This is a genomic window from Aliihoeflea sp. PC F10.4 (genome assembly GCF_054612275.1).
Window position 1 is genome coordinate 903,475 of sequence record NZ_JBTSWH010000001.1, and the last position, 23,491, is coordinate 926,965.

The window sequence follows — 23,491 nt, forward strand, 5'->3', positions numbered from 1 at the left end:
CATGACAAAACTGAAACTCGGTCCCATCGTCGAGGACAAGCCCGTCAAGGTTACGGTAGAGCTGCCGGGGCCGCTTCATCGCGATCTTGCGACCTATGCCGAGGTGCTGGCCCGCGAGACCGGCCAACCCGCCGCTGATCCTGTCAGGCTGATCGTGCCAATGTTGGAGCGCTTTATCGCCACTGACAGGGGGTTCACGAAAGCACGGCGCTCCGTCCTGTCTCCGAAGTCGCAGGTCTGACGGCCATTGCTTTCGCCAGACTGAGAAAGCGACGGAAGGCGGGATTGTCGTTGCTCGCCGACCAGACGGCCGAAAAGGGCAGAACCTCGCCGAGGATCGGTCGGTAAACCACACCCGGAAATTGTGCGACGGTGATGGCTTCGCTCACCAAAGTCAGCCCTCGGCCGAGGGCGACAAGCGGCACCAGATTATCCCGACCGACATATTGCACCTGGATCTCGGGATGCCTGCCGAGATCCGCCAGCCGCCGCACCAGATGATCGTAAATTTCCTGTCCCGGAGCAGTCTCGCTGACGATAAAGGACTCGTCGGCCAGATCGCGCCATACGACTTCCTCCCTGTTGGCTAAGGCATGATGGTCAGGCAAGACCACGAACACACGCTCCGACCACAAGAGGACGCGTTCGCAATCCGGCCAGTCTCGTGTTCCAGTGATGAAGGCGACGTCGAGATTGAGTTGCCGGATCGCTGCGACATGCTCTGCGGGGTTCCCGTCAGCCACTTCGATTCTCACCGCGCTATGTCGCCTGCCGTAAACTTCCAGCAACTCCGCCAAAAAGCCGGAAGCGATCGAGGAATAAATACCGATCCGGACACGTCCCTTTTCAGAACGACCTGCGGAGGCAACCTCTCGAGCGCCTTCTCCAACAGTCCTGATGACCCTGCGGGCGTGTACGAGGAATCGCTGGCCGGCATAGGTTTGCGATACGCCCCATGTATGCCGGTGAAACAAGGAGGCGCCAATCTCGTCTTCCAGCTTGGCAATGGACCGACTGATTGCAGCTTGCGACCGTCCAACCGCAGCTCCTGCTTTGCGAAAGCTGCCATGCTCGACCACAGCCACGAAATAGCGGAGATGGCGAAGCTCGACTTTATCCGAACACTTGACCCCTTTCCGCATTATGCGGCCACCTTGCTTCTGGTCGCCAACATCAATGTCTGGAGAAAGCCCAAACGAATCCGTATGTCGGCACCATCATCGAGGTCCGCGGCATCATCTGCATAAACGTACCCTTCCGCGATCAGCGAGCCGAATAATTTGTCGACGGACGAACGGTTCTTCGCTTGGTCCTTCATTTCTGCCGCCTTGCATTGACGAAACGGGTATCAAGCAAGATCGTGCAGCCTCCAACCATTGGAAGGTCAAGACCGAAATTGCTTAAGTCCCGGTCTTAACCGCAGCGTGAAGATTGCCGTGTCGGCGATAAGTGCTGCTGCCTGCTTCAACGAACGCATTAGCGGCCCGCTCTTCAGCGGTACAGGCATCACATCGCCAAGAAGCCTTGTTTGTCAGTCATCAAAGTGCTCCTCGTCGATGTGGGTTGCCATGTCGATCAGCATGTCGCTCACGTGACTGTCTGCCACTTCGTAGAAAACCTGCTTTGACCGACGCTCCCCCTGACGAGCCGTGCACCTCTGAGCAGGCGTAAATGGTGGCTAACCAGTGTCTGCGACAGTCCCAGGCTCTCAACAATGTCGCCGACGGACTTTGGACCCGGCAGGCAAAAGAGCAGAATTCTCAGCCGTGTAGGATCGCCCAGCAGGCGAAAAGTCTCTGCCAGTACGGTTACGTCGTTCTGCGACAGGGACGGGGCTTGCTTCAACGTTCATGCTCCTGCTTGCTGTGGACATGCTCAGGCCCATGGTTGTGGTGATGCCCATCATGGTCGTGTCGATCCCCATGCGCGTGCCCCGTCAAGGCAGAGGCTTGCGACAGGCTGCACGCGTCCGCATCGTCATTCCAGTCGATGGCGATGGTCGGATGTTCGATCTTAAACTGTGACTTCAACTCACGCTCGACCGCGCGCATCACCGAGCGAGCATCGACATCGGCTTTCGGCCGCACATGTAGGGTGGCCAAGGTCCGCCCGGACGTGATCGACCAGACATGGATGTGGCTCACCGACGCCACGCCAGCGATGTTCTCGACAAGATGGCGTTCGATCTTCTCGGGCGTCGCGTTATCTGGCGCACCTTCAAGCAGGATATGTATCGACTTGCCGAGGAGATTCCACGCGGCGCGCAGGATCAGCAGGGAGACAAACACCGAGAGGATAGGATCGATCAGCGTCCAACCCGTGTACATGATCACGATGGCGGCTGAAACCGCTGCCACAGAGCCGAGGAGGTCGCCCAACACATGAAGGATGGCACCCTTGATGTTCACGTGCTCGGTATCTCCGCGCGTCAGAATCCAGAACACGAGAATATTGATGAGGAGCCCCGCAATGGCGACGCCAAGCATCGGACCCGCGAGGATAACATGCGGTTCCTGAAAGCGCTGCCAGGCTTCATAGACAATCCAGACGACGATCGCGAATAGCGTGATTGCGTTGATAAAACCGGCAAGGACCTCGAAACGCAGATAGCCAAAGGTCCGCTTGGAGTCTGCCGCCCGCCGTCCGAACCGAAAGGCGGCATAAGCTAGCGCCAGCGCAGCCGCGTCGCTCAGCATATGTCCAGCGTCGGCGAGCAGCGCCAGCGATCCTGAGATCAGACCGCCGATCACCTCCACGATCATGAACGTGAGGATCAGGAAGAACGAGAGAAGGACCTTGCGCTCATTATCGCTCGTGACGGTCGGCGCATGGGAGTGATCATGGGAATGGTCATCATGAGAATGACCATGGCTGTGTGAATGGGACATTTCAGGGCTCATGCGGTTGACATACAACACATGAATATGTGTTCATATGTTGTATGTCAACCGCTCCGCTTGCAATTCGTCCAAGCAGGCGTCTGCGCAAGGCCTACGGCGGGTAGCGCGCCACGGAACCGCGCCGTAGGCTTAATGACTATCCTGTCAATGGACAGCGATCGTGCCGGTAGAAACCTGTCCCCTCTTAGCGTTGACCAGAACCGCGGCAATGACTGCGGCAATCACGAGGGCAGCTCCAGCTCCCGCAAGCGCAAGACCATAACCGTGGATCAGCGCATCGCTGGCCGATCTCACTAGCCCGGCGTCACCCGTCTCCCGCCCGCGATAGAGGGCGGCGAGTGCACCCGGCAACCTGCCAGCCGTGGCAGAGACTGCGATGGTCGAAAGGACGGCCAGCCCCAAGGCGACGCCGATCTGTTGCGAGGCGTTGAAGAGCGCCGATGCGATGCCCGTCTCCTGTGTCTGCACGCCTTTGACGGCGGTCAGCGCCAGTGCAATCACGGCCCCCACGAAACCGAAAGCGGTGAGGAAGGCCGCGGGCATGAAGTGCCACATATAGTTGAGTTCCTGTCCGATATTGGCGAGCCAGAACAAGGCAGCGCCGCCTATTAGTGCGGCGGGCGCTGCCACCTCGCGCGGCGCAAACCGCGTGACAAGCTTGGAACTGACAATGGCCCCAACGATAATACCCGCACCGAATGGCAGGAACGCCAGCGCGGTCATGATCGGGCTGTAGCCGAGGATGTGCTGCAAATAGAGCGTCAGCAGATAGATCATCCCCATCGGACCGAAGCCCAGCAGCAGCATGGCGAGGTAGGAACCCGCCCGGTTGCGCTCCTTGAACAGACGTGGCGGCAGAAGCGGGTCTTTGCTGCGCGACTGCAAGATCAGGAACAGCGGCAGCAGGATCGCGGCGGTAGCGAACGAGGCGAGCGTGATGCTGTCCGTCCAGCCATGTTCGCCGCCACGGGTGATCCCATAGACGAGCGCGGCCATGCCCACAATGCTGGTGAGCGCGCCGGTGAAGTCCGGGCGGCCTTTGTGCAGTTCCGCCTCGACAAGCGTTCTTGACCCCGCCAGCACAGCCAGGCCGATGGGAATGTTGATGAAGAAGGCCCAGCGCCAGCCCAGCAGCCCCGTCAGCAGCCCGCCGAGGATCAGCCCGGCGATGATACCAAGGCCGGACATTGCTCCGTAAACGGCCATCGCTCCGTTGCGCGCCTTGCCTTCGGGGAAGGTCGTCGCGATCAAGGCAAGAGCATTGGGGGCCGTCAGCGCCGCACCCACGCCCTGTAGACCGCGTGACGCGATTATGCTCATGCTGTCCTGGGCAAGCCCGACGAACAGGGAAGCAATGGTGAAGATCGCCATGCCCGCCTGCAGCATGCGCCGCCGGCCATAGATATCGCCCAACCTGCCGCCGAACAGCAGCAGTCCACCAAAGGCGAGAACGTAGGCGTTGATCACCCAAGGCAGGCTCGCAGCCGACATTCCGAGTTCGTTCTGGAGTGTCGGCAGGGCGATGTTCGCGATGGTATCGTCAAGCACCACCATGAGCTGAGCCGTCGCAATGACGGCCAGCGGCAATGTCGTGCTTGCAGGTGACGAAGCCACCGGAGGCTTCGGCGTTTGGGGGGAGAGCGTAGACATCCGGAGTTCCTGTTATTTTTCATGGGGCGTTCAGATGTCGCAGACCCCTAATCCTTCCAACGGCTGGAAGGTCAAGAACAAATTGCTTCCCAAATCCGCTGAAACTTGATCTATAAGCCGATGAGCTGCACATCGCCCACATTTTGCATGCGAGAAGCGCCGATCAGGCAATGGCGATCAGTGGTCTAGCTGGCCATGACATGACCAGATTCGTCGTTCACGGACGGGCCGAGCGGCCTGGCGCGGCAGGAACGGGCGGCGGTCAGACGGTCCTAGCAGCAAATTCGCCGGAACAAGGTTCGTCTTGACATGCTTCCTTCCTGATCCATTGCACCCCAGATGGGGCTTCCAACAATGGGAAGGTCAAGGCCGCCTTGGCCGCGATATCATTTTTCCTCGTTGACCCTTGACCTTGCCAACGTGGCAAGGACCAGATTTGTCCGTGAACGCCCAACAGAGGAGAGTTCGCATGTTCCGATTCACTGCTCCCGACATGACTTGCGGCGGCTGCGCGCGCCGGGTCAACAACGCGCTTCTGAGCGTCGATCCGGCGGCTGATGTCACCACCAATCCACCCACCCGCGAAGTGACGGTCACCACGAAGGTGGACGAGCAGGTACTCCCCGCCGCCTTAACCGAGGCAGGCTATCCGGCCGAACGCAAGGACCAGTCGGCGGCCGCGTGAGGCTTCTGGGCGCGGTGGCGGCTCGGCTGCGCCCCTTCGTCTCCGCCATTCTCAACAGCTCGACTCGACGTGCAAGTACACTCAAGAACCGCTCCACCAGAGAAATGCGCCGGCGACAAAGAGATAGCGTGCCGCTTTGCCGATCGACACGAATATGAGAAAACGAGAAAGGTCAACTCGCAGTGCTCCTGCCACAACTGTCAGCGGATCGCCGATAATCGGCAGCCAGGACAAGAGTAGAGACCACACGCCATAACGTCCGTACCAATCTGATGCACGGCTAAATGACCTGTCGTCAATCGGAAACCAGCGATGGTCTCGAAACCCTGAGAGGAACCTGCCCAGCGCCCAGTTCACCAAGGAGCCGAGCACATTTCCTGCCGTTGCGACGCCCACTAGGGTGACGAGGTTGGCCTGTCCCATTGTTAGAAGAGTCAGGAGCGCTGCCTCGGACGACCCTGGTAGGAGGGTCGCCGACGTGAACGCGCTTACGAAAAGGGCGGCATATGCGACAAGATCAGTTCCGATGTCTGCAACCAATGCCGTGCTGCCTCGAAGTTCGTCATGCACGCCGGCTCTGCTCATCGACGCCAATAGCTATTCTCAATTCTCAAGTCTGGCGCCAGAGCTGTTTCGCTCCGGCGCCGCGCTGCTTACTGGTTCGATCCGGCGTAGACTATGCCGTTCGGGCGATCGCCGACCGGCACGGTCTTGAGCACTTCCTGGCTCGCCACGTCGATGATCGAAACGCTGTCATCGGCAATGTTCGTTACGAACACGAATGCCCCGTCAGCCGATGCCGAGACGCCGTGGGCGCCGCTCCCGGTGGTGATCGTCTCGATCACGTTTCCGGACTCAATCTCGATCACGGAGACCGTGTCGTTCGGTTCCGCCTCGGTGCCCTGATTGGCCACATAGACGTAGGCTCCATCCGGGGTGGCGAACATCTGGATCGGGTTCGGCCCGACGTCGATCCTGTTCGTCACCTCGCGGGATGCGGTGTCGATGACGGCCACCCGGTTCTCGTCTCGAAGAGAGACGTAGACCTGATCGCCCGAGGGCGTGAACCCGACCTGAACAGGCGCTGCGCCCACCGGAATGCGCGCAACCTCGGTCAGCTCCTGCGTGTCGATGACGGAGACCGAGCCGTCCTCGACATTGGCCACATAGAGCTCGCTCTCATCCGGGTTGAGGCGCAGCCCGTGCGGATAGGCTCCGGTCGTGATGTGCTCGATCACCGAAGCCGCTGCGAGATCAACGACCGCAATCTCGTTCCCGCCGGACAGCGAAACATAGGCGCGGCCGCTACGATCGGCGACGACATGCGCCGGATGCGCACCGACTTCTACTGTGCCGACGGGTTGTGACAGCTGCTGCGGATCGAGCACCACCAGAAGCCCGTTGCCGGCATCGGCATGTCCCTGGTCATCCGATCCGTGAGCGTGATCGGAGGCAGCGCTCCCGACGGCGAGCAACAGCCTCCCGTCCGGTGTCCGATCGACATTGTGCGGTGAGACTCCGATCTGCACCGTCTCGACCGAACCCGTGCCGAGTTCGATGGCGCTGATCGAATTGTCGCCCTCGTTGGCGGAGTACACGGTTCCGCCTGTCTCGACCAAGCCGGCAGGCTGCTGGCCGGCATTCCTGTCCAGCCACGCCTGCATTTCGGCGATCTCACGTTCCTGTGCTTCAATGATCTGAGACGCCCACTCTCTTGTCTGCGGGTCATCTCCGTATCGCTGCACGATCTTCGCCATGTCGACCGCACCCTGATGGTGCGGGATCATGCCCCGGATGAAAGCGACGTCCGGGTCCTCGGCCATGACGCCCTCCATCATCGGACCGTGCATCTCCTCCATCGCATCGACATAGGCCTTGGTGAAGTCGGCGACATCGGCGTCGGCTGGAGCCGACTCTCCGCCTTGGGGAGCGGCCATCCCACCGTGCATCATGCCGCCCTGCATCATCTGCTGCATGGCGTCCATGCACGCTTGGGGCATGGTCTCCATCATGGCCCGGCATTCCTTCGGCATGTCCTGCATCGAAGGCATCTGTCCTGAAGGGGACATGGAGGCAGGGGCCCGTTCCTCCTGGGCCTGCGGCGTCTGAGGGTGATGGGCGTCATGCTCTGCCTGCTGCGCCAGAGCAGCGCCGGAGACTCCCATCAAGAGACTGGCAGAAAGGGCAACTATTGTTCGGTACGTCATGGTTCATCCTTTGGCACCGGAGAGCCGCGTCTAATTTCTGGACGCGCGCCTACCGTGGCTTCGTCTGACTGTTTGCTGCTTGAGTGCCGAGAAGAACACCTCCCGGCCGATGCGTTCACTACGCAGGGGCGGTCAGACGCGGTGGTGTCAGGAGGACTGAAGGATTTCGGCCCAGATCGCTGGCCTGGAAACCGAGCAATGGCTCGCCGTCCGAGGATGGCATCACAGGCGGCGCCTCGGGTAGCAGGGCAACAATGGTGCAGAGCTGGCCGCAATCGCGGTCCGGCGCCGTTTCAGTGTGACAGCATCGTTCGTCCGCAGCCTTGCTTCGGTCGTCGGAGTAATTCGAATGGGCCTCATGCTGTGCACCCGCAACGGTCTGATCCTGATACGAGCCGTGTGTGCCCGGGCTGGCATGCGCCGCTGCCAGGAAAACAAAAGCGCTGAACGCAAGCAGCAGCAGGCCTGTCAGGAACTGGCGGAGCCAGTCGCCTTTCGATCCGAAAGCCGCAGTCGAGCTCCTGCTCATGGCTTGGCTTCTTTGTCGAGGTCGGGATGGAGAGTTGCCACGCACCAGATGACATCCTTGCGGCCGTCAGTATCCGAGCCCAGGCAACCAGAGCTCCTGACAAAGGCAGGGTCTGCCCCGCAGGCCCGGTTCTGGATCGGACTGATGGCGACCGGATGGATCATGAGCACCGTTCCACTCAGATCTCCCGCGCGCCGCGGAAACGCCCGAAGGTTTTCTGGACGGAAGGGCCGAACAGGAACACCTCGTATGGCTCGGGGACCACGCCGGGAAAGTCCATGCCGGGGGAGCCGGCGGGCATTCCGGGAACCGCAAGCCCTGTCGCGAGCGGGCGCGCGGCCAGGAGGCGGCGAAGCGCGGCGGCCGGCACATGTCCTTCGATGACATAGCCGTCCACTTCGGCCGTATGGCAGGAGTACAACGCCGCCGGGACGCCGAGCCGCTGCTTGAGGCTTTCGACCTCGCTCGATTCCACGACGCTCACCGGGAAGCCGGCCGCCTCGATATGCTCGACCCATGCGCCGCAGCACCCGCAATTCGTATCCTTGGTGACGGTCACCAGAGGCAGTCCTGCCGAGCGAACCGTTCCCGCCGTTGAGAGCAGGAGGGGGAACGCGGTGGCGCTGGCGAGGAAGGAGCGCCTGCTGATCATATGGATGGTTTGCATCTCAGTTCCTCCATCTGGGCCGCAACTTCGTCAAAGCTGGATCACCGGAAAAATACGTATTTGATCAAAGCGGCGGCGGTAAGGAGCACGAGCACCAGAAGAACGATGCCCCACATCATCCCGCCCGACATCATGACATTGCATCATGGCCTGTTCTGCCCTTCCGTCGCAAAGATACTCATAGCGGCCCCCTTCGCCGCAGACTTTGACTTAGCGCAAGGATGGGACGGTATCCGGGCTGTTGGCGCCACCATCGTCACCAATTTTTCCAGATGGAGGACCTTCGCCCACGTCAGCCTCCTACAATCTCGTGACCCGCAGCCGGGAGGCGTTCGCGATGACGCTCACCGACGACAGCGCCATGGCGGCGGCCGCGATGATCGGCGACAGCAGGATGTCGAAGAACGGGTAGAGCACCCCGGCCGCCACCGGCACGCCGAGCGCGTTGTAAATGAAGGCGAAGAATAGGTTCTGGCGGATGTTGCGCATGACAGCCTCCGAGAGCCGGCGCGCGCGGACGATGCCCGTGAGATCGCCCTTGAGCAATGTGACGCCTGCGCTTTCCATTGCCACATCGGTACCGGTGCCCATGGCGATGCCCACATCGGCCGCCGCCAGCGCCGGTGCGTCGTTCACGCCGTCGCCTGCCATCGCCACCACCTCGCCTGCCGCCTTGTGACGCTGCACGACCGCGCTTTTCTGGTCGGGCAGGACCTCGGCCTCGACCTCGTCGATGCCGAGCCGGCGGGCGACCGCCTTGGCCGTGGTCCAGTTATCACCCGTAAGCATGACAACGCGGATTCCCTGCGCCTTCAGCGCGGCAAGCGCCTCGGGCGTCGAGGGCTTGACCGGATCGGCGATGGCGAAGATGGCAGCGATGCGGTTGTCCACTCCCATGAAGATCGCGGTTGCCCCGTCCTCGCGCAGCCGGTCGGCCTCATCCGCCAGTGGGGCGACATCAACGCCTTGCTCGGCTAGGAACTTGGCATTTCCAAGGGGAATGCGCTTGCCTTCGACCGTGCCGTAGGCGCCTTTGCCGGTCGGCGAGTCGAAATCCGCGACCGGTGCGGTCACGATCCCCCGCTCCTCGGCAGCGCGAACGATGGCCAGCGCCAGCGGATGCTCGCTGGCCCGCTCCACGCTGGCGGCAAGCCGCAAAGCCTCGTCCTCGGTGAACCCCGGCGCCGGCACGATTGCGGTGACGGCGGGTCGTCCCTCGGTCAGCGTACCGGTCTTGTCGACTATGATGGTATCGACCTTCTCCATATGCTCCAGCGCCTCGGCGTTCTTGATCAGCACGCCCGCCTGTGCGCCACGCCCGACGCCGACCATGATCGACATCGGCGTTGCCAGCCCGAGCGCACAGGGACAGGCGATGATCAGCACGGAAACCGCCGCGATCAGACCGAAGGAGAAGCGCGGCTCCGGACCCCAGATCGACCAGGTTATGAAGGCAAGGATTGCGACCACGATCACCGCCGGCACGAACCAGCCCGACACCTGATCGGCGAGGCGCTGGATCGGCGCGCGACTACGCTGCGCCTCGGCGACGAGCTGGACGATCTGCGACAGCATGGTGTCGCGGCCGACCTTCTTCGCCTCGATCACCAGCGCGCCGGACTGGTTCATGGTGCCGCCGATGGCGGTGGCGCCGACCTCCTTGGTGACCGGCATCGACTCGCCAGTCACCATCGATTCATCGACGGCGCTGCGTCCTTCCAGAACTTCGCCATCGACCGGCACCTTCTCGCCGGGACGCACCCGCAGGCGGTCGCCGACCCGAACGGTGTCGAGTTGAACCTCCTCCTCGGTGCCGTCGTCACGAATGATCCGGGCGGTCTTGGGGGCGAGGTCGAGCAGCGCCCGGATCGCGCCGCTGGTGCTCTCGCGCGCCCGCAATTCCAACACCTGCCCGAGCAGCACGAGCACAGTGATGACCGCGGCCGCCTCGAAATAGACCGCGACCGAGCCGTCATGCTGGCGGAATGCATCTGGGAAGATGCCCGGCGCCAGCGTGGCGACGACGCTGTATATCCACGCCGTTCCCGTGCCCATGGCGATCAGTGTAAACATGTTGAGGCTGCGGTTGACGAGCGACTGCCAGCCACGCTGGAAGAACGGCCAGCCCGCCCAGAGAACGACCGGCGTTGCGAGGATCAGTTGCAGCCAGTTCGAGACCTGCTGCCCGATGGCATGAGTCAGCCCGAACAGATGCCCGCCCATCTCGAGAATGAACACCGGGATCGCCAGAACGAGGCCGATCCAGAAGCGGCGTGTCATGTCGATCAGTTCGACATTGGGCTCGGCCTCAAGGCTGACCAGTACCGGCTCCAGCGCCATGCCGCAGATCGGGCATGATCCGGGGCCGTCCTGCCGGATCTCAGGATGCATCGGGCAGGTATAGACCGTCCCCTCGAGAATCGGTACTACCTCCGCCGCCGCCGGATCGAGATAGCTTTCGGGCTCGGCCAGGAACTTCGCGCGGCACCCGGCCGAGCAGAAATAATAGGGCCGGCCCGCATGCTCGGCCTTGTGCTGGGCCGTGTGGGGATCGACAATCATGCCGCAGACCGGGTCCTTGACCTTGTGCGTGTCGTCCTGCGCGACGGCCCCGTGATCATGCGCATGACCTTGGGCGGAATGAGCGTGACTCTGATTCTGGTGATCGTGTTCGGTCTTGCTGGCCATTTTCACGCCTCCTCGGCGTCTTATCCTAAGCTTGCTCTTCGCCTATTCTGCGCCTTCCAACCGTTGGAAGGTCAAGAGGTGATCGGAATCCGGGGTTCCTGCCAATCAGTGATTGTCGTGGATCTTTCCGATGCTGGTCCGTTCTTGCCCCGTCTGAGACTGCATGATGTCAATCTCGGCCGCAGAGTCCTCGCCGTCGAGGCAGTATTCCTCGATCTGCAACGTCGAGAAGTAGATGTTGAAACGCTCGCGCAGGAGATTGCTTGCTTGTCGCAGCACCCGTTCGCCTTCCTGAAAGTCCCCAACGCAGACGTGGCTTGAGAATACATTGCGCCCGGATGTCAGACTCCAGGCATGGACGTGGTGCACGTCGGTAACCCCCTCTAGCTGCCGTATGGCCTCGATGGCGGCCTCCAAGTCGAGGTCTTCGGGCGTGCCTTGCAGCAGGATGTGCAATGCCTCGCGCATAATACCCCAGGAAGCCCAGAGCAGCAGCAGTCCGAAGGCCATGCCAAGCAGCGGATCGATGGCCACAAAGCCCGTGAATCGGATCACCAGCGCCGAGACGATGATGAGGAAGCTGCCGACGAAGGTCTGCAGGATGTGCCAATACGCACCCCGCATATTCAGGTTGTCCTTCTGGCGCTCGTACATGAGCCAGAGCGCGACAAGCTCGGTGGCGATGCCGCCCGCTGCGGCGATCAACATCGGCGTCGTGGCCAGTTCGATGGGCTCCATGAGGCGCATCGCGCCCATCCACAGCACGTAGAGAGCCATGGCGACGAGGAAGAGGCCGTTGAAGAGGGCCCCCAGGATCTCCGCCCGAATGTAGCCGAAGGTGCGCGAGGGGCTGGATTTTCGCTCACCCAGACGCATGGCGACCAGCGCAATGAGCACGCCGCCCACGGCCGAGAAGGTGTGGAAGGCATCCGACATGACGGCGACTGAGCCCGTCCAGATGCCGATCCCGAGTTCCACGATGAAGTAAAGGCCGGTAAGCCAGCCCGAAATGACGAGCGCTTTGCGATCACCACTCGCCGGCATGTGGCCGGCATGACCGCCGTGAGACATTGACATAGGGTTCACCTCCTTGTTGCACAGGAGGACGCCGGTGCCGGCGTCCTCCTGCCAGCACGCTGCCTATGCGCTGACCGCGAATTCGGTCATCATGCCTGTTTCAAGATGCGGCATGTGATGGCAATGCAGCATCCAGCGCGCGGCTTCTCCGGCATCGAGTGCCACGTCGACCATCGACATCGGCGGCACATACACCGTGTCCCGCTGCGCGCCCGTGACCGCACGTCCATTCAGCCCGACGACCTGGAACACATGGCCGTGGAGATGCATCGGGTGACCCATCATCGACATATTGTGGAAGGACAGCACGATCCGTTCGCCGCGCCTCGCGGTAACCGGGCGATGCTGGCCCCAGACGGCACCGTTGATCGTCCACACATAGGGCTGCATCGAGCCGCCCAGCATCACCATGTGGCTGCGGTCCACCGGCCGCTCCGGCAAGGATTCGGAAGCGATCAGGCGCGTCTCCTGCGCAAGGTCGGTGTCAAAGGCCGGTGCTTCGGTCTCTGCCAAAGCATCAATGTGCCGTATCTCGGCGCCCGGAGTGGCAAGGATCAGACCGGTGCGCTCCCGCGCGCCTTCTCGCAGCGCGAGGATCGGCCAGGCACCGCCCTCCGAAGGCAGGTCGATCTCAAGGTCGAGCCGTTGGCCCATGGCCAGACCGAACCTCGTGCCGGAGAGCGGCTGAACGGCATGGCCATCAACCGCGACGAGCCGGGCCTGCGCTTCGCCGGTGTCGAGCCAGAACACCGTCGCCGCAGCGGCGTTGATGACCCGCAGGCGGATACGCCCGCCGCGCTCGACCTGCACCACTTCCGGGTCCGAGAGCGTACGATCATTGGCAAGATAGGCGTCCCAGTCGTAGTCGTTGAGGTCCATCGTCATGCCGTCCATGGTCCCCATTCCCATCATGCCGCCCTTGGCGCCGTGATCCATGCCAGTCATCGGCATGTTTCCCATCGCGCCGTGGTTCATACCTGACATTCCGCCCGTGCCTGTGCCTGTGCCGCTTCCGTGATTGCCCGTGGCACCATGGCCGGACTTGATCTCCGCCATCACCTCTTCGGGTGCCTTGAATGAGAAATCATGCAGAAACAGTACCACCTCCTGCCGGTCAGCGGCGACATCCTCGGCGCTGCGCACGATCAGGGGCGCGGCCAGAAGGCGCATCTCGTGCAGCGGAACATGCGCGTGCATCCAATAGGTGCCGGGCAGCGGTGCGAAGTCATAGGCGCGAGTCTCGCCGGGGGCGAGCATCGGCAAGGGCATGTCGGGCACGCCATCCTGCGCATTGGGCGGGATCTGGCCGTGCCAGTGGATCAGTGTGGCGGTGTCGAGTTCGTTCGTTAGATCCACCCGGAACGGCATGCCGGGATCGAGTGTCAGGCCCTGTCCGGATGGCCCGGCAAGGCCCCAGACAGTGGCGGCGCGTCCGTCGATGTCGAGCGTGCGGCTGGCGGCGCGAAGCGATAGCGGCGTGGCGTCCTGCGCTGCCGCCATCCGGGGCACCTGAGCGTAGGCCAGCATGGCCGCGCCAGCGGCGAGAAAGCCGCGTCGTGAAAGGGTATTCATGGTCGTCTCCTCGGGACCGCAGTCCCGTTCCTCAAAGCTGTCGGAAGGCCGCGGGCCGAATGCCCGGGCGCGATCAGAGGAGACGGATCTTCGGAGGGCGTTCGTTCAGTCCGAGCGCCCGACCGGGAATGCTGGCATCAGGCGGCAGAACATAGGCGGTTGACGTGTATTGGTTTCCAGAACCACCGCTCGGTGATACGAGAAAGATTGAAAAACCTGCACAAACCAGTTCACAGGTTCCCGCATCCATGTCTGCCGATCCGCAGTGTTTGCTGGTGCATGCAGGCTCAATGCCGGCTGCAGAGTTTGTAATCTCGCCCACATGCACAGCCTGTTCCGGCGGTATGCTCATTCGTGCCGCGTGCGCGGAGAATGCCATCGTCATGACGGCGACGCCGATTATGGCAAGCATGGAGACAACGCGCGCAAACATACTGGAACGATAGGTACTACTCACCGGAATGTCTATTGCAAATGGTGTCGCACCACTGGCAAATCCTCCTTGCCATCTCGTGCGTTGCAATTCCTCGTTACTGAACATGCGTGCCATGCGAAAGAAGCTCCTAAATACATTCTGGGCAGGGTCGCTCCTCGCAGGTGCGATCGTGGCGACATTGGCTGGGTGGCATTACGCCCGTTCCGAATCCATCGCTGCGGCATCAGCGGAGGTCGTCGAGCAGGGCCGACAAGTCTATGCGGATCAATGCGCGTCTTGCCACGGTGCGAATCTCGAAGGGCAGCCGGACTGGCGCTCGCCGCCTCCCTCCGGTCGGCTGCCCGCACCGCCGCACGACGAGAGCGGCCACACCTGGCACCATGCCGATGAGATGCTGTTCCGCATCGTCAAGGAGGGTACAGCGGCCATCGTCGGAGGGAGCTATGAGAGCGACATGCCTGGTTTTGCCGATGCCCTGAGCGACGGCGAGATCCGGGCTGTCCTCGCTTTTATTAAGAGTACTTGGCCGGAACGAGAGCGCGGATATCAGGAGGAGGTCTCCCGCCGCCGCTGAGTTTCGGAGTCCCGCCTACGCGGGCAGTTGTTGACCTGCGAAGTCGGCATTGACCCGTCCCGTTTCCGGCTCATCCATCCTTGGGCCTCATTGAACGGATGATGTCCTAGTGATGCCGCTGACATTTTTTCGGAGGCACAGGAAGTTCTCCGATAGCCAGATAAGCTTGAGACAACGGCTTGTGCGAAGCTGCGACGCCGAGCCCTCGCGCATCAATCAGTTCAAGAGCCTGCAATAGCTTCTCGGCAACTTCCATGTCGCCGTCCGAACATGCCCGTTTGAACAGGTGCAGGATTTCGCCGGCAAGCGTCATGGCTATTGCTCCCTGGCACCGTGACCGCTTCTTTCCGCCTTCGCCGACACGACGGGCCTCGTGTGCTCGAACCTGTTCCCTGTCGCGCCGGAACGATCGCGGGTGTGTGTGGGGCTGGTCTCAGGGTCATCAGTCGTCGCCAACTCATCGATGATCGGGCAGTCCGGCCGGGCATTGCCCCGGCAGTTCTCGGCAAGGTGCTTGAGCGTCATGCTCATCTCCCTGAGTTCACGCGCCTTCCGTTCAAGTTCTTCGACATGCTCGAGCGCCACGCGCTTGACGTCCGCGCTCGCCCGGTCTCGGTCTCGCCAGAGCGCAAGCAGTTCCGTCATTTTCTCGACCGAGAAACCGAGATCGCGCGCACGCCTGATAAAACGCAACGTATGCACGTCCTTATCGGAGTAATCCCGGTATCCGCTATCCGTCCGCGACGCTTCCGCGATCAATCCGATCGATTCGTAGTAGCGGATCATCTTCGCCGAGACGCCTGATGCCGCCGCTGCTTTACCGATGTTCATCGCTGGTTCCTTTCTTCGACTTATGTAGGCGCTTCTTCGGGCGTAAAAAACACGTCCGCATGTATGTCCTCGCCGCGCAAGCCCAGTTCGCGAAGCATGATGCCGGAAGCATCGATCATGGCAGGCGGTCCGGCCATATATGCCTTCCAGCCATTGAGGTCCTGCACGTCACTCACGATCGCATCCGTTACCAGGCCGGTTCGGAAGTGATCGGATCGGCTCACCTCCGAAAGCACGGGCATGAAGGTGAGGTTGTCGTAGGTGCTCGCCAGAAGACTGAAATGATCGACGAGATAGAGATCACGTTCCGTCCGTGCCCCGAAATAGAGATGGATCGGCTGCCGCAGGCCGCTTGCCAGCGCCGTTTCGACAATCGACTTGATCGGCGCCAGTCCCGATCCGCCGGCGACCGCCAGAATTGGACCCGTATGCTGTTCGCACAGAAACGAACTGCCGAGCGGCCCGCGAACCGAAACCTCGTCGCCGACCTTGAGTGACCTGGCGACGTGTTCGCTCGTCGCTCCACCGGGCACATGCCTGATGTGGAATTCGAGATGGTCTCGACCCGGCTGGTTCGCCATCGAATAGTCGCGCGCCGGAACGCCATCGAACGTCACCTGCGCATACTGGCCCGCCTTGAACGCGACGGCCTCTCCCGTTTCGACCTCCAGCCTGATTTGCCGGATGTCGTGGGTTGCGTCATCGATCGCGACAACCCGCGTGCGATAGGTGCGGACGGGAAGATCAAGCTGTTCTTCCTCCTCATCGAGCCATGCGACCGTGCAATCCGTGAGCGGCTGCGCGCGGCATGCAAGGATCAGTCCCTGAGACCGCTCATCGTCCGTCAGGGCAAAGCGCGTGTGCGGCAGAAGATCGACCTCGCCGCTGACCAGTCGGGACTTGCACGAGCCGCAGCGGCCCGAACGGCATCCATGAGGATATGCGATCCCTTCTTCTAGCGCTCTCTCCAGAATGGTTCGGCCATCCGGCACGTCGATGATGCGCCCCGCCTGCCGAATTTCGATTTGTCTTCCCATGACAATCTCCCTCAGGCGGCGCCCGATGACAGGGCTTCCGCCAGACGAGGTTTCTGGTCAGCAAAGGTGCCATAGAAGACCTGTTCGTTGACAATCGTGATCGGGGCAACGCGCACGCCGGTCCGCGCTTTCGCCTCTTCGGCGATCTGCGGATCTGACAGGTCACGCTCTTCGAATGGGACACCCTGGTCAGCAAGCCATCGCTTGACGGCATGGCAATCGGGGCAGGTTGGCGTGGTATACAGCACCACTGACGGAGTTCCCGTATTGGTCATCGCTTCATTCCTTTACATGTGGCGAGCCTGCCGAAGCAGGCTCGCCTGTTTCTCATTCCGCAGGCGCAAGTTCAGGCTGACGGGGCCGGACTGCGCCGCTTTCCGCCTGCGCGGGCGCGCGGAAGGTCTTGAGCCTCAGCGCGTTGCCGAGGACGAAGACGCTCGACAGGGCCATCGCGCCGGCGGCAAAGACCGGCGACAGCAGGATGCCGTAGGCCGGATAGAGCAGACCGGCGGCAACGGGGATCAGAGCCGTGTTGTAGGCAAAGGCCCAGAACAGGTTCTGCCGGATGTTGCCGATCGTCGCCTTGGACAGTGCGATCGCGTTCGGCACGCCTTGCAGGCTGCCCGACATCAGCACCACGTCGGCTGCCTCGATGGCAATGTCCGTACCCGTGCCGATGGCAAGGCCCACATCCGCTTCGGCCAGCGCCGGAGCGTCGTTGATGCCATCGCCGACGAAAGCGACCTTGCCATGCTGGGCTTTGAGGCGGCGTACAGCGTCGACCTTGCCGTCCGGCAGCACTTCCGCCACCACCTCGTCGATCCCCAGCCGAGCCGCGATGGCTTTTGCCGTGCGGGCATTGTCGCCGGTGATCATCGCGACCTTGAGGCCGAGATCGTGCAGCGCCTTGATCGCTGCGGGCGTCGTCTCCTTGATCGGATCGGCCACGGCGATAATCGCCGCGAGCTTGCCGTCGATGGCGGCATAGAGCGGTGACTTGCCCTCATTGCCGAGACGTTCGGCAATCTTGGCGAAGGCAGCTACGTCGTGGCCGAGGTCTGCCATGTAGCGGTCAGCGCCAATCTCGACTTGGCTGCCGCCGACCATGGCCTTGACGCCGAAACCCGTCACCGACTCGAAGTCCGACACGGCCGGCAGCGGGATGTCCTCCCCGGCGGCCGCATCCACGATCGCACGGGCGATCGGATGCTCCGACTTCGCTTCGACGGCCGCAACCAAACCGAGGACATTTGCCCGGTTGAATCCGATGGCCAGTTCCAGATCGGTGAGCGCAGGCTTGCCTTCGGTCAGTGTGCCCGTCTTGTCGACGGCGACGACCCTGGCGTCCTTGAGCAGCTGCAACGCTTCGCCCTTGCGGAAGAGCACGCCCAGTTCCGCACCGCGGCCCGTGCCCACCATGATCGAGGTCGGCGTCGCCAGACCCATGGCGCAGGGGCAGGCGATGATCAGGACGGCGACGGCATTGACCAGAGCGAAGGTCAGCGCGGGCGACGGGCCGAACCACATCCATGCGGCGAAGGTGAGGATCGCTACCGCAAACACCGCCGGCACAAAATACATCGTGACCTTGTCGACCAGCGCCTGGATCGGTAGCTTTGAGCCTTGCGCTTCCTCGACCATGCGGATGATCTGCGACAGCACCGTGTTGCCGCCGACCGCCGTCGCACGGATGGCAAAGGCGCCCTTCTGGTTCACCGTTCCGGCCACGACCTCGCTGCCATTCGTTTTGGACACCGGGATCGGTTCGCCCGTGATCATCGATTCGTCGACATAGCTCTGGCCTTCGATGACCTCGCCATCCACCGGGATGCGATCGCCGGGACGAACCTCGACGATGTCTCCCGACAGCACGGCGTCGATCGGCAGTTCGATCGTCTTGCCGTCCCTGCGCACGCGCGCCATCTTGGCCTGAAGGCCGACGAGACGCTTGATCGCCTCGGAGGTGCGTCCCTTGGCACGAGCCTCCAGCAAACGGCCGAGCAGGATCAGCGTCACGATGACGGCGGCAGCCTCGAAATAGACGTTCACCGTTCCGGCAGGCAGGAAACCGGGCGCGAAGGTCGCGACCAGCGAATAGCCATAGGCGGCGAGCGTGCCGACCGCGACCAGCGAGTTCATGTCGGGGGCGAGCCGCCACAGGGCGGGCAGCCCCTTGTCGTAAAAGCGGATACCCGGAACGAACAGGACGATGGTCGTCAACACGAACTGGATATACCAGTTCGTCTGCATGCCGATGGTTGAAGCGATCAGGTCATGCATGCCCGGAATGACGTGTGAGCCCATCTCCAGGATGAAGACAGGCACCGTCAGCACCGCCGCGATGGTGAAATCGCGGGTCAGTTCACGACGTTCCGCTTCCTTCTTTTCGGTACGATCATCCGTCTCGCCCTGGCTGGTTCCTGCCGCCGTGGCGATCACCCTGGCGTCGTATCCCGCGCCCTCGATGGCAGCCACCAAAGCCGCCGCATCGGCGCTGCCCTGGATCGTGGCCTTCTCGGTCGCGAGGTTGACGACGGCATTAGTGACGCCGGGTACGGCCTTGAGCGCCTTTTCGACGCGTCCCACGCAGGATGCGCAGGTCATGCCCTCGATCGCCACTTCAAGCGAGGCTGCCGTCGGCGCGGAGAAGCTTGCCGCAACCTCATAGCCTACATCCTCCACGGCCTTGACGAGAGTGGCAGGATCGACCGCAGCGTTCGTGGTGATGCTCGCCTTTTCGGTCGCCAGATTGACGACCGCATCGGCGACGCCAGGCACGGCCTTGAGGGCTCTTTCGACACGACCTACGCAGGATGCACAGGTCATCCCCTCAATGGGGAGTGATATCGTTCCAGACAGGTCTGTTGCTCGAACGGGGGCATTCATAGCCGCCTCCTTTTTTGTCCCGAAATTCCAGTTCGGACAGAAGATGGGATTTCCAACCATGGGAAGGTCAAGAGGACAAACAGAGAAAAATCGCCATTGACCTTCCCATGGTTGGAAGCCCCACATTTGGCAACGTGAGACCAAACAAGGAGAATTCTCATGGAACTCAGAATCGAGAACATGACCTGCGGTGGCTGCGCAAAATCCGTCACCAAGGCGATCCAGTCAGTCGACCCCACCGCCAGGGTGGAGACGAATCCGGAGGCGCGGGCGGTCAAGGTTGAGACGACTGCTAGTGCGGGGGCTATTCAGCAGGTTCTCGAAGAAGCCGGCTATCCTGCAACTGTAAACTGACCAGGAGCTGTGTCATGAACAAGCTCACCCCGATCTTCATTGCCGGCGCGTTCGTCATTGCTGGCGGACTCGCCTACGCACAGTCTCAGATGGACGAGCAAGGCCAAGGAGCGACCATGAATCACGGCGAACATGCCGGACACGGCGCCACCGCGCCTTCGGATAACCCTGTCATTCGCGCCTACCAGCAAGTCAACGACAAGATGCATGCCGATATGGCGATCGAGTTTACGGGCGATGCGGATGAGGATTTCATGCGCGGCATGATCCCCCATCACCAGGGCGCCATCGACATGGCTCGTGTCGTTCTCGAACACGGATCAGACCCCGAGGTGCGAGCACTTGCTGAGGAGGTCATCTCCGCCCAGGAGGCGGAAATCGCGCAGATGCAGGAATGGCTGGCCAAGCGCAGCCAATGAGACGGTGAAGGGCGGATCAATTCCGCCCTTTTCCTTTGCCGGTCATCAGCACGAGGACGGTTGCCACCGCGAAGGCGACAAGCGCCCCATCGGTGCGCCTTCGGTCAAGGCAAACGGCTCGCGTGGACGCTGAACCACGTCTGGAACCCTGTTTCGAAAATGGTGATGCGTCCGCGGGCCTCGACCAGGGATAACAGCGTATCGGCCAGATCCCTGACCGCAAGCAACCCGACCCGAAGCTCTCCAACTGCGGCGATCAGATTCTCGGCTCTGATCTTCATGTCCATCTCCTTCGTTTGGCCCTCCAAGATGAGGGTTCCAACCATTGGAAGGTCAACCCCACTGATGATCGCGACAATGGTGCAAAGCAGACAGAAAGCGCCGGCGAGATTTTTTGATCGGAGGGAACCAAGATGGCTCTCGAACCTTAAATATACCCATACGGGGTATTTTACGGCCATGTGCCAGAAGGACAACAAAGCCCTCCGCGCGAGGCTCAAGCGAATCGAAGGACAGGTGCGAGGGGTCAGCCAGATGGTGGCCGATGACCGTTACTGCATCGATATCCTGCATCAGATCCACGCCATCAAGGCGGCGCTGGCCAAGGTCGAGACCGAAATCCTCAAGACCCACGCCGCTTGCTGTGTCGAGGAAGCGATAGCGGCAGGTGATGCGGACGCGCAACGCCGCAAATTCAGCGAGTTGGTCGAGGTGTTCGCAAAAGCAAAACTCTGAAATCGAAGGACTGACGACATGGCCACTTCCACCGCAAAACGCGCCGACCTGCACAGGATGGTGACCCACGAACATACCTGTCCCTACGGTCTCAAATCGCTCGACCTCCTGAAACGGCAGGGCTACGAGGTCAACGATCATGAGCTGACGTCGCGCGCCGAGATCGATGCTTTCAAGAAAACGCACGGCGTCGACACCACACCGCAGACCTTTATCGGCGGCAATCGCATCGGCGGCTACGACGATCTTCTCGCCTTCTTCGGCAAGGAGGTAAAGGACAAGGACGCCACCACCTATACGCCGGTGATCGCGTTGTTCGCGATGGCTGCGTTGATGGCGCTAGCGACGAGTTGGGCCGCGTTCGGTACCCTTGCGACCGTTGCGGCGGCAGAATGGTTCATTGCCATCGCCATGTGTCTGCTCGCCCTGCAGAAGCTCAAGGACGTGGAAAGCTTCGCTACCATGTTCCTCAACTACGATCTGTTCGCCCAGCGCTGGGTGCGCTACTCCTACGTCTATCCGTTCGCCGAAGCGCTGGCGGGCATCCTGATGATGGCCGGCGCGCTGATGTGGCTGTCGATCCCCGTTGCCCTCTTCATCGGCACTGTCGGAGCCGTATCGGTCTTCAAGGCGGTCTATATCGACAAGCGCGAACTCAAATGCGCCTGCGTTGGCGGTGACAGCAACGTTCCGCTCGGCTTCGTCTCGCTGACGGAGAACCTGATGATGGTCGGAATGGCGATCTGGATGCTACTCAAGCCCATGGGCATCGGTCTCGGACATTAAGCGAAAACCAAGGAGCCACGAGATGACCCAATCGTCCCATAATGGCAAGCACGAACACGCCGATCACGGCGAAGGACGTCCCTACCTGATGTTCTGGATCAACATGGCGCTCGGCCTGATCGTCATGTACGTCGTCATGTTCTCGATGATCGACGGATTTCAAGATTTCCGAAACAATCTCAACATGTTCTACATGGCCGTGACCATGTGGGCGCCGATGGGCATCTTCATGCTGGCAACGATGCCCGGCATGTTTCCGCGAAAAGGGCTCAATATCACCCTCTACGCCGTCTTCCTCGTCTTGACGATCGCCTCATTCGCAGCCACACGAAGCCAAACCCTGATCGGTGACGGGCAGTTCATCGATTCGATGATCCCGCACCACTCGGGCGCGATCCTCATGTGCCGGGAAGCAGACCTGCGCGATGCTGAATTGCTGACGCTTTGCGAAGAAATCATCGCAGCCCAGCGCAGCGAGATCGAGCAGATGGAGACAATTAAGGCTCGTCTCGATCAAAGGCCCTAAGACCTGTTGCCTTGCCCAATAGCGTCCGAGAATGGCAGGCTCAATGAGGATTGCATGACAAAACATCATGAGGATGGTCGCAGCTTCGTCACGGTCGTCAGCAAAAGCCAGCCGTGCCGGACCTGCGGCGGCTATTCGAGACCTTGAATGCCGCTCACGAGGGCTTCTCTTGAGATCTCGCCCATGTGTACCGATTGCAGCGTCCCGTCGCTCTTGAGGAACAACGTAGCCGGCAGGCCCGGTACCTCGTAATGACGACCGAACTCACCGAGTCCGTCGAGCACCACATGCTCAAGCTCAAGATTCTCGGCTGTGAGGTAGCGCTGAATGATCTCCTGGCCTTCACCTTGGTTGACGAAGACAAGTTCGGCAGCGTCCGTATTTGCGGCAACGTCCGCCATCATCGGCATTTCACGGCGGCAGGGCGGGCACCACGTCGCCCACAGGTTGATGACCACAGGTTGACCTTCGAGTTCACTTGGATTGAACCGTTCTCCGGCCAGCGTGCGGTAGATGTCTCCGGTCGGCAGCGGTGTCGCCGGCACGCCGGCGCTGAGCTGCAGTACGAAGAACGCGACATAGGCCGCAGCGGCGCTCGGCAGGGCCGTCCACAATGTGAGCCGCAATTCGCGCCGGAAGCGAAAGAACGTGTAGGCGAACGCCAGCGCAATGCCGGCTTCGATCATGAAGCCGCCCTGCCACATGTAGAATACGCGCAGCGGCTCGGCGAGGAAACTGCTCGCGTGCTGGATGACGTGCCCGACGCGCGCGCCGACCACGAAAGCGACGGTCGCGCCCCAGGCCCAGGACGAAAAGCGCTGATCGACCTTGCGGGCGAGGATCTCGCTCAGCAGGAGAAAGGCGGCGATGGCGAGGATCGCGGCGAAGCGGTCGGGTGCGAAGACGAAAGGCCCGATGGCGACTGCGTTCAT

28 protein-coding genes are annotated in these 23,491 nt (G+C 61.6%); 8 read left to right on the forward strand and 20 right to left on the reverse strand.

Features of this window, described 5'->3' with window-relative positions:
• Window position 1 precedes the first annotated feature (1 nt).
• Window positions 2–241 (forward strand): DUF2274 domain-containing protein, encoded by a 240-nt coding sequence (locus ACX82Z_RS04475; RefSeq protein ID WP_012092665.1) that lies wholly within the window; start codon window positions 2–4, stop codon window positions 239–241.
• Here ACX82Z_RS04475 and ACX82Z_RS04480 read toward each other — a convergent pair.
• The 5 genes from ACX82Z_RS04480 to ACX82Z_RS04500 form a co-directional block, all read right to left on the reverse strand.
• On the reverse strand, window positions 195–1,142 hold the full coding sequence (locus ACX82Z_RS04480) for a LysR family transcriptional regulator (protein WP_012092666.1): 948 nt from the start codon (window positions 1,140–1,142) through the stop codon (window positions 195–197). The genes ACX82Z_RS04475 and ACX82Z_RS04480 overlap by 47 nt on opposite strands.
• The gene (locus tag ACX82Z_RS04485) at window positions 1,142–1,318 is read right to left on the reverse strand and encodes a hypothetical protein (RefSeq protein ID WP_012092667.1); all 177 of its coding nucleotides are present in this window, start codon (window positions 1,316–1,318) and stop codon (window positions 1,142–1,144) included. Before ACX82Z_RS04485 ends, ACX82Z_RS04480 begins: the two co-directional genes overlap by 1 nt.
• Window positions 1,319–1,587: 269 nt before the next feature.
• Entirely contained in the window at window positions 1,588–1,845 is a 258-nt protein-coding gene (locus tag ACX82Z_RS04490; RefSeq protein WP_459586846.1) for an ArsR/SmtB family transcription factor, read from the reverse strand.
• On the reverse strand, window positions 1,842–2,888 hold the full coding sequence (locus ACX82Z_RS04495) for a cation diffusion facilitator family transporter (protein WP_034658511.1): 1,047 nt from the start codon (window positions 2,886–2,888) through the stop codon (window positions 1,842–1,844). Before ACX82Z_RS04495 ends, ACX82Z_RS04490 begins: the two co-directional genes overlap by 4 nt.
• A 156-nt stretch (window positions 2,889–3,044) precedes the next feature.
• On the reverse strand, window positions 3,045–4,550 hold the full coding sequence (locus tag ACX82Z_RS04500; protein WP_012092670.1) for an MFS transporter: 1,506 nt from the start codon (window positions 4,548–4,550) through the stop codon (window positions 3,045–3,047).
• Between the two features lie 469 nt (window positions 4,551–5,019).
• On the opposite strand from ACX82Z_RS04500, the gene ACX82Z_RS04505 reads away from it, so the two are divergent.
• Window positions 5,020–5,235 carry a heavy-metal-associated domain-containing protein gene (locus ACX82Z_RS04505; RefSeq protein WP_012092671.1) on the forward strand — a complete coding sequence of 72 codons (216 nt, stop codon included), beginning with the start codon at window positions 5,020–5,022 and terminating at the stop codon, window positions 5,233–5,235.
• A gap of 81 nt (window positions 5,236–5,316) precedes the next feature.
• Here ACX82Z_RS04505 and ACX82Z_RS04510 read toward each other — a convergent pair whose 3' ends face one another.
• The 8 genes from ACX82Z_RS04510 to ACX82Z_RS04545 form a co-directional block, all read right to left on the reverse strand.
• Entirely contained in the window at window positions 5,317–5,805 is a 489-nt protein-coding gene (locus ACX82Z_RS04510) for a YqaA family protein (protein WP_231771508.1), read from the reverse strand.
• A gap of 83 nt (window positions 5,806–5,888) precedes the next feature.
• A complete protein-coding gene (copM, locus tag ACX82Z_RS04515) occupies window positions 5,889–7,442 on the reverse strand; it encodes a CopM family metallochaperone (RefSeq protein WP_012092673.1) in 1,554 nt (517 codons plus the stop codon).
• A 118-nt stretch (window positions 7,443–7,560) separates the two neighbouring features.
• The gene (locus ACX82Z_RS04520; protein ID WP_028034404.1) at window positions 7,561–7,971 is read right to left on the reverse strand and encodes a hypothetical protein; all 411 of its coding nucleotides are present in this window, start codon (window positions 7,969–7,971) and stop codon (window positions 7,561–7,563) included.
• Window positions 7,972–8,149: 178 nt separating this feature from the next.
• The gene (locus ACX82Z_RS04525; protein ID WP_012092675.1) at window positions 8,150–8,638 is read right to left on the reverse strand and encodes a DUF411 domain-containing protein; all 489 of its coding nucleotides are present in this window, start codon (window positions 8,636–8,638) and stop codon (window positions 8,150–8,152) included.
• A gap of 300 nt (window positions 8,639–8,938) precedes the next feature.
• Window positions 8,939–11,326, reverse strand: coding sequence for a heavy metal translocating P-type ATPase (locus tag ACX82Z_RS04530; protein WP_012092676.1), 2,388 nt, complete (start codon window positions 11,324–11,326; stop codon window positions 8,939–8,941).
• A 105-nt stretch (window positions 11,327–11,431) separates the two neighbouring features.
• The gene (locus tag ACX82Z_RS04535) at window positions 11,432–12,403 is read right to left on the reverse strand and encodes a cation diffusion facilitator family transporter (RefSeq protein ID WP_012092677.1); all 972 of its coding nucleotides are present in this window, start codon (window positions 12,401–12,403) and stop codon (window positions 11,432–11,434) included.
• A 63-nt stretch (window positions 12,404–12,466) separates the two neighbouring features.
• Window positions 12,467–13,975 (reverse strand): multicopper oxidase family protein, encoded by a 1,509-nt coding sequence (locus ACX82Z_RS04540; RefSeq protein WP_012092678.1) that lies wholly within the window; start codon window positions 13,973–13,975, stop codon window positions 12,467–12,469.
• A 73-nt stretch (window positions 13,976–14,048) separates the two neighbouring features.
• Window positions 14,049–14,525, reverse strand: coding sequence for a hypothetical protein (locus ACX82Z_RS04545; RefSeq protein WP_197057541.1), 477 nt, complete (start codon window positions 14,523–14,525; stop codon window positions 14,049–14,051).
• Here ACX82Z_RS04545 and ACX82Z_RS04550 point away from each other — a divergent pair.
• Window positions 14,524–14,985: a c-type cytochrome gene (locus tag ACX82Z_RS04550; protein WP_028034407.1), complete on the forward strand. Its 462-nt coding sequence runs from the start codon at window positions 14,524–14,526 to the stop codon at window positions 14,983–14,985. The two genes, ACX82Z_RS04545 and ACX82Z_RS04550, sit on opposite strands and share 2 nt — an antisense overlap.
• Window positions 14,986–15,091: 106 nt before the next feature.
• Here the strand turns inward: ACX82Z_RS04550 and ACX82Z_RS04555 are convergent, their stop codons facing one another.
• The 5 genes from ACX82Z_RS04555 to ACX82Z_RS04575 are packed head-to-tail and all read right to left on the reverse strand — an operon-like array spanning window position 15,092 to window position 19,739.
• Window positions 15,092–15,298 carry a hypothetical protein gene (locus ACX82Z_RS04555; RefSeq protein ID WP_028034408.1) on the reverse strand — a complete coding sequence of 69 codons (207 nt, stop codon included), beginning with the start codon at window positions 15,296–15,298 and terminating at the stop codon, window positions 15,092–15,094.
• Window positions 15,299–15,300: 2 nt separating this feature from the next.
• Window positions 15,301–15,816, reverse strand: a complete 516-nt coding sequence (gene cueR, locus ACX82Z_RS04560) for a Cu(I)-responsive transcriptional regulator (RefSeq protein ID WP_012092680.1) — start codon at window positions 15,814–15,816, stop codon at window positions 15,301–15,303.
• A 20-nt stretch (window positions 15,817–15,836) separates the two neighbouring features.
• A complete protein-coding gene (locus tag ACX82Z_RS04565; protein ID WP_186398810.1) occupies window positions 15,837–16,853 on the reverse strand; it encodes a 2Fe-2S iron-sulfur cluster-binding protein in 1,017 nt (338 codons plus the stop codon).
• An 11-nt stretch (window positions 16,854–16,864) separates the two neighbouring features.
• The gene (locus ACX82Z_RS04570; protein WP_012092682.1) at window positions 16,865–17,128 is read right to left on the reverse strand and encodes a glutaredoxin family protein; all 264 of its coding nucleotides are present in this window, start codon (window positions 17,126–17,128) and stop codon (window positions 16,865–16,867) included.
• A 52-nt stretch (window positions 17,129–17,180) separates the two neighbouring features.
• The gene (locus ACX82Z_RS04575; protein WP_028034409.1) at window positions 17,181–19,739 is read right to left on the reverse strand and encodes a heavy metal translocating P-type ATPase; all 2,559 of its coding nucleotides are present in this window, start codon (window positions 19,737–19,739) and stop codon (window positions 17,181–17,183) included.
• Between the two features lie 159 nt (window positions 19,740–19,898).
• On the opposite strand from ACX82Z_RS04575, the gene ACX82Z_RS04580 reads away from it, so the two are divergent.
• Together ACX82Z_RS04580 and copM (ACX82Z_RS04585) are read left to right on the forward strand one after the other, a co-directional pair.
• Window positions 19,899–20,093: a heavy-metal-associated domain-containing protein gene (locus tag ACX82Z_RS04580; protein ID WP_012092684.1), complete on the forward strand. Its 195-nt coding sequence runs from the start codon at window positions 19,899–19,901 to the stop codon at window positions 20,091–20,093.
• Between the two features lie 14 nt (window positions 20,094–20,107).
• The gene (copM, locus tag ACX82Z_RS04585; RefSeq protein WP_012092685.1) at window positions 20,108–20,512 is read left to right on the forward strand and encodes a CopM family metallochaperone; all 405 of its coding nucleotides are present in this window, start codon (window positions 20,108–20,110) and stop codon (window positions 20,510–20,512) included.
• A gap of 104 nt (window positions 20,513–20,616) precedes the next feature.
• Here copM (ACX82Z_RS04585) and ACX82Z_RS04590 read toward each other — a convergent pair whose 3' ends face one another.
• On the reverse strand, window positions 20,617–20,793 hold the full coding sequence (locus ACX82Z_RS04590) for a hypothetical protein (protein ID WP_156122387.1): 177 nt from the start codon (window positions 20,791–20,793) through the stop codon (window positions 20,617–20,619).
• A 178-nt stretch (window positions 20,794–20,971) separates the two neighbouring features.
• On the opposite strand from ACX82Z_RS04590, the gene ACX82Z_RS04595 reads away from it, so the two are divergent.
• The 3 genes from ACX82Z_RS04595 to ACX82Z_RS04605 are packed head-to-tail and all read left to right on the forward strand — an operon-like array spanning window position 20,972 to window position 22,559.
• Window positions 20,972–21,247 carry a metal-sensitive transcriptional regulator gene (locus ACX82Z_RS04595; RefSeq protein WP_028034411.1) on the forward strand — a complete coding sequence of 92 codons (276 nt, stop codon included), beginning with the start codon at window positions 20,972–20,974 and terminating at the stop codon, window positions 21,245–21,247.
• 18 nt (window positions 21,248–21,265) lie between these two features.
• The gene (locus tag ACX82Z_RS04600; RefSeq protein ID WP_012092687.1) at window positions 21,266–22,033 is read left to right on the forward strand and encodes a glutaredoxin family protein; all 768 of its coding nucleotides are present in this window, start codon (window positions 21,266–21,268) and stop codon (window positions 22,031–22,033) included.
• A gap of 22 nt (window positions 22,034–22,055) precedes the next feature.
• Window positions 22,056–22,559, forward strand: a complete 504-nt coding sequence (locus ACX82Z_RS04605; protein ID WP_012092688.1) for a DUF305 domain-containing protein — start codon at window positions 22,056–22,058, stop codon at window positions 22,557–22,559.
• 131 nt (window positions 22,560–22,690) lie between these two features.
• On the opposite strand, the gene ACX82Z_RS04610 is transcribed toward ACX82Z_RS04605, so the two are convergent.
• Window positions 22,691–23,491, reverse strand: a complete 801-nt coding sequence (locus ACX82Z_RS04610) for a TlpA disulfide reductase family protein (protein ID WP_012092689.1) — start codon at window positions 23,489–23,491, stop codon at window positions 22,691–22,693.

Coding starts and splice junctions, on each gene's coding strand:
- copM (WP_012092673.1), bottom strand. CDS start 7,442: ATGACGTACCGAACAATAGTTGCCCTTTCTGCCAGTCTCTTGATGGGA.
- ACX82Z_RS04540 (WP_012092678.1), bottom strand. CDS start 13,975: ATGAATACCCTTTCACGACGCGGCTTTCTCGCCGCTGGCGCGGCCATG.
- ACX82Z_RS04535 (WP_012092677.1), bottom strand. CDS start 12,403: ATGTCAATGTCTCACGGCGGTCATGCCGGCCACATGCCGGCGAGTGGT.
- ACX82Z_RS04600 (WP_012092687.1), top strand. CDS start 21,266: ATGGCCACTTCCACCGCAAAACGCGCCGACCTGCACAGGATGGTGACC.
- ACX82Z_RS04570 (WP_012092682.1), bottom strand. CDS start 17,128: ATGACCAATACGGGAACTCCGTCAGTGGTGCTGTATACCACGCCAACC.
- cueR (WP_012092680.1), bottom strand. CDS start 15,816: ATGAACATCGGTAAAGCAGCGGCGGCATCAGGCGTCTCGGCGAAGATG.
- ACX82Z_RS04495 (WP_034658511.1), bottom strand. CDS start 2,888: ATGTCCCATTCACACAGCCATGGTCATTCTCATGATGACCATTCCCAT.
- ACX82Z_RS04565 (WP_186398810.1), bottom strand. CDS start 16,853: ATGGGAAGACAAATCGAAATTCGGCAGGCGGGGCGCATCATCGACGTG.
- ACX82Z_RS04550 (WP_028034407.1), top strand. CDS start 14,524: ATGCGAAAGAAGCTCCTAAATACATTCTGGGCAGGGTCGCTCCTCGCA.
- copM (WP_012092685.1), top strand. CDS start 20,108: ATGAACAAGCTCACCCCGATCTTCATTGCCGGCGCGTTCGTCATTGCT.
- ACX82Z_RS04485 (WP_012092667.1), bottom strand. CDS start 1,318: ATGAAGGACCAAGCGAAGAACCGTTCGTCCGTCGACAAATTATTCGGC.
- ACX82Z_RS04480 (WP_012092666.1), bottom strand. CDS start 1,142: ATGCGGAAAGGGGTCAAGTGTTCGGATAAAGTCGAGCTTCGCCATCTC.
- ACX82Z_RS04500 (WP_012092670.1), bottom strand. CDS start 4,550: ATGTCTACGCTCTCCCCCCAAACGCCGAAGCCTCCGGTGGCTTCGTCA.
- ACX82Z_RS04475 (WP_012092665.1), top strand. CDS start 2: ATGACAAAACTGAAACTCGGTCCCATCGTCGAGGACAAGCCCGTCAAG.
- ACX82Z_RS04555 (WP_028034408.1), bottom strand. CDS start 15,298: ATGACGCTTGCCGGCGAAATCCTGCACCTGTTCAAACGGGCATGTTCG.
- ACX82Z_RS04610 (WP_012092689.1), bottom strand. CDS start 23,491: ATGAACGCAGTCGCCATCGGGCCTTTCGTCTTCGCACCCGACCGCTTC.
- ACX82Z_RS04595 (WP_028034411.1), top strand. CDS start 20,972: ATGTGCCAGAAGGACAACAAAGCCCTCCGCGCGAGGCTCAAGCGAATC.
- ACX82Z_RS04590 (WP_156122387.1), bottom strand. CDS start 20,793: ATGAAGATCAGAGCCGAGAATCTGATCGCCGCAGTTGGAGAGCTTCGG.
- ACX82Z_RS04605 (WP_012092688.1), top strand. CDS start 22,056: ATGACCCAATCGTCCCATAATGGCAAGCACGAACACGCCGATCACGGC.
- ACX82Z_RS04525 (WP_012092675.1), bottom strand. CDS start 8,638: ATGCAAACCATCCATATGATCAGCAGGCGCTCCTTCCTCGCCAGCGCC.
- ACX82Z_RS04545 (WP_197057541.1), bottom strand. CDS start 14,525: ATGGCACGCATGTTCAGTAACGAGGAATTGCAACGCACGAGATGGCAA.
- ACX82Z_RS04530 (WP_012092676.1), bottom strand. CDS start 11,326: ATGGCCAGCAAGACCGAACACGATCACCAGAATCAGAGTCACGCTCAT.
- ACX82Z_RS04505 (WP_012092671.1), top strand. CDS start 5,020: ATGTTCCGATTCACTGCTCCCGACATGACTTGCGGCGGCTGCGCGCGC.
- ACX82Z_RS04520 (WP_028034404.1), bottom strand. CDS start 7,971: ATGAGCAGGAGCTCGACTGCGGCTTTCGGATCGAAAGGCGACTGGCTC.
- ACX82Z_RS04575 (WP_028034409.1), bottom strand. CDS start 19,739: ATGAATGCCCCCGTTCGAGCAACAGACCTGTCTGGAACGATATCACTC.
- ACX82Z_RS04580 (WP_012092684.1), top strand. CDS start 19,899: ATGGAACTCAGAATCGAGAACATGACCTGCGGTGGCTGCGCAAAATCC.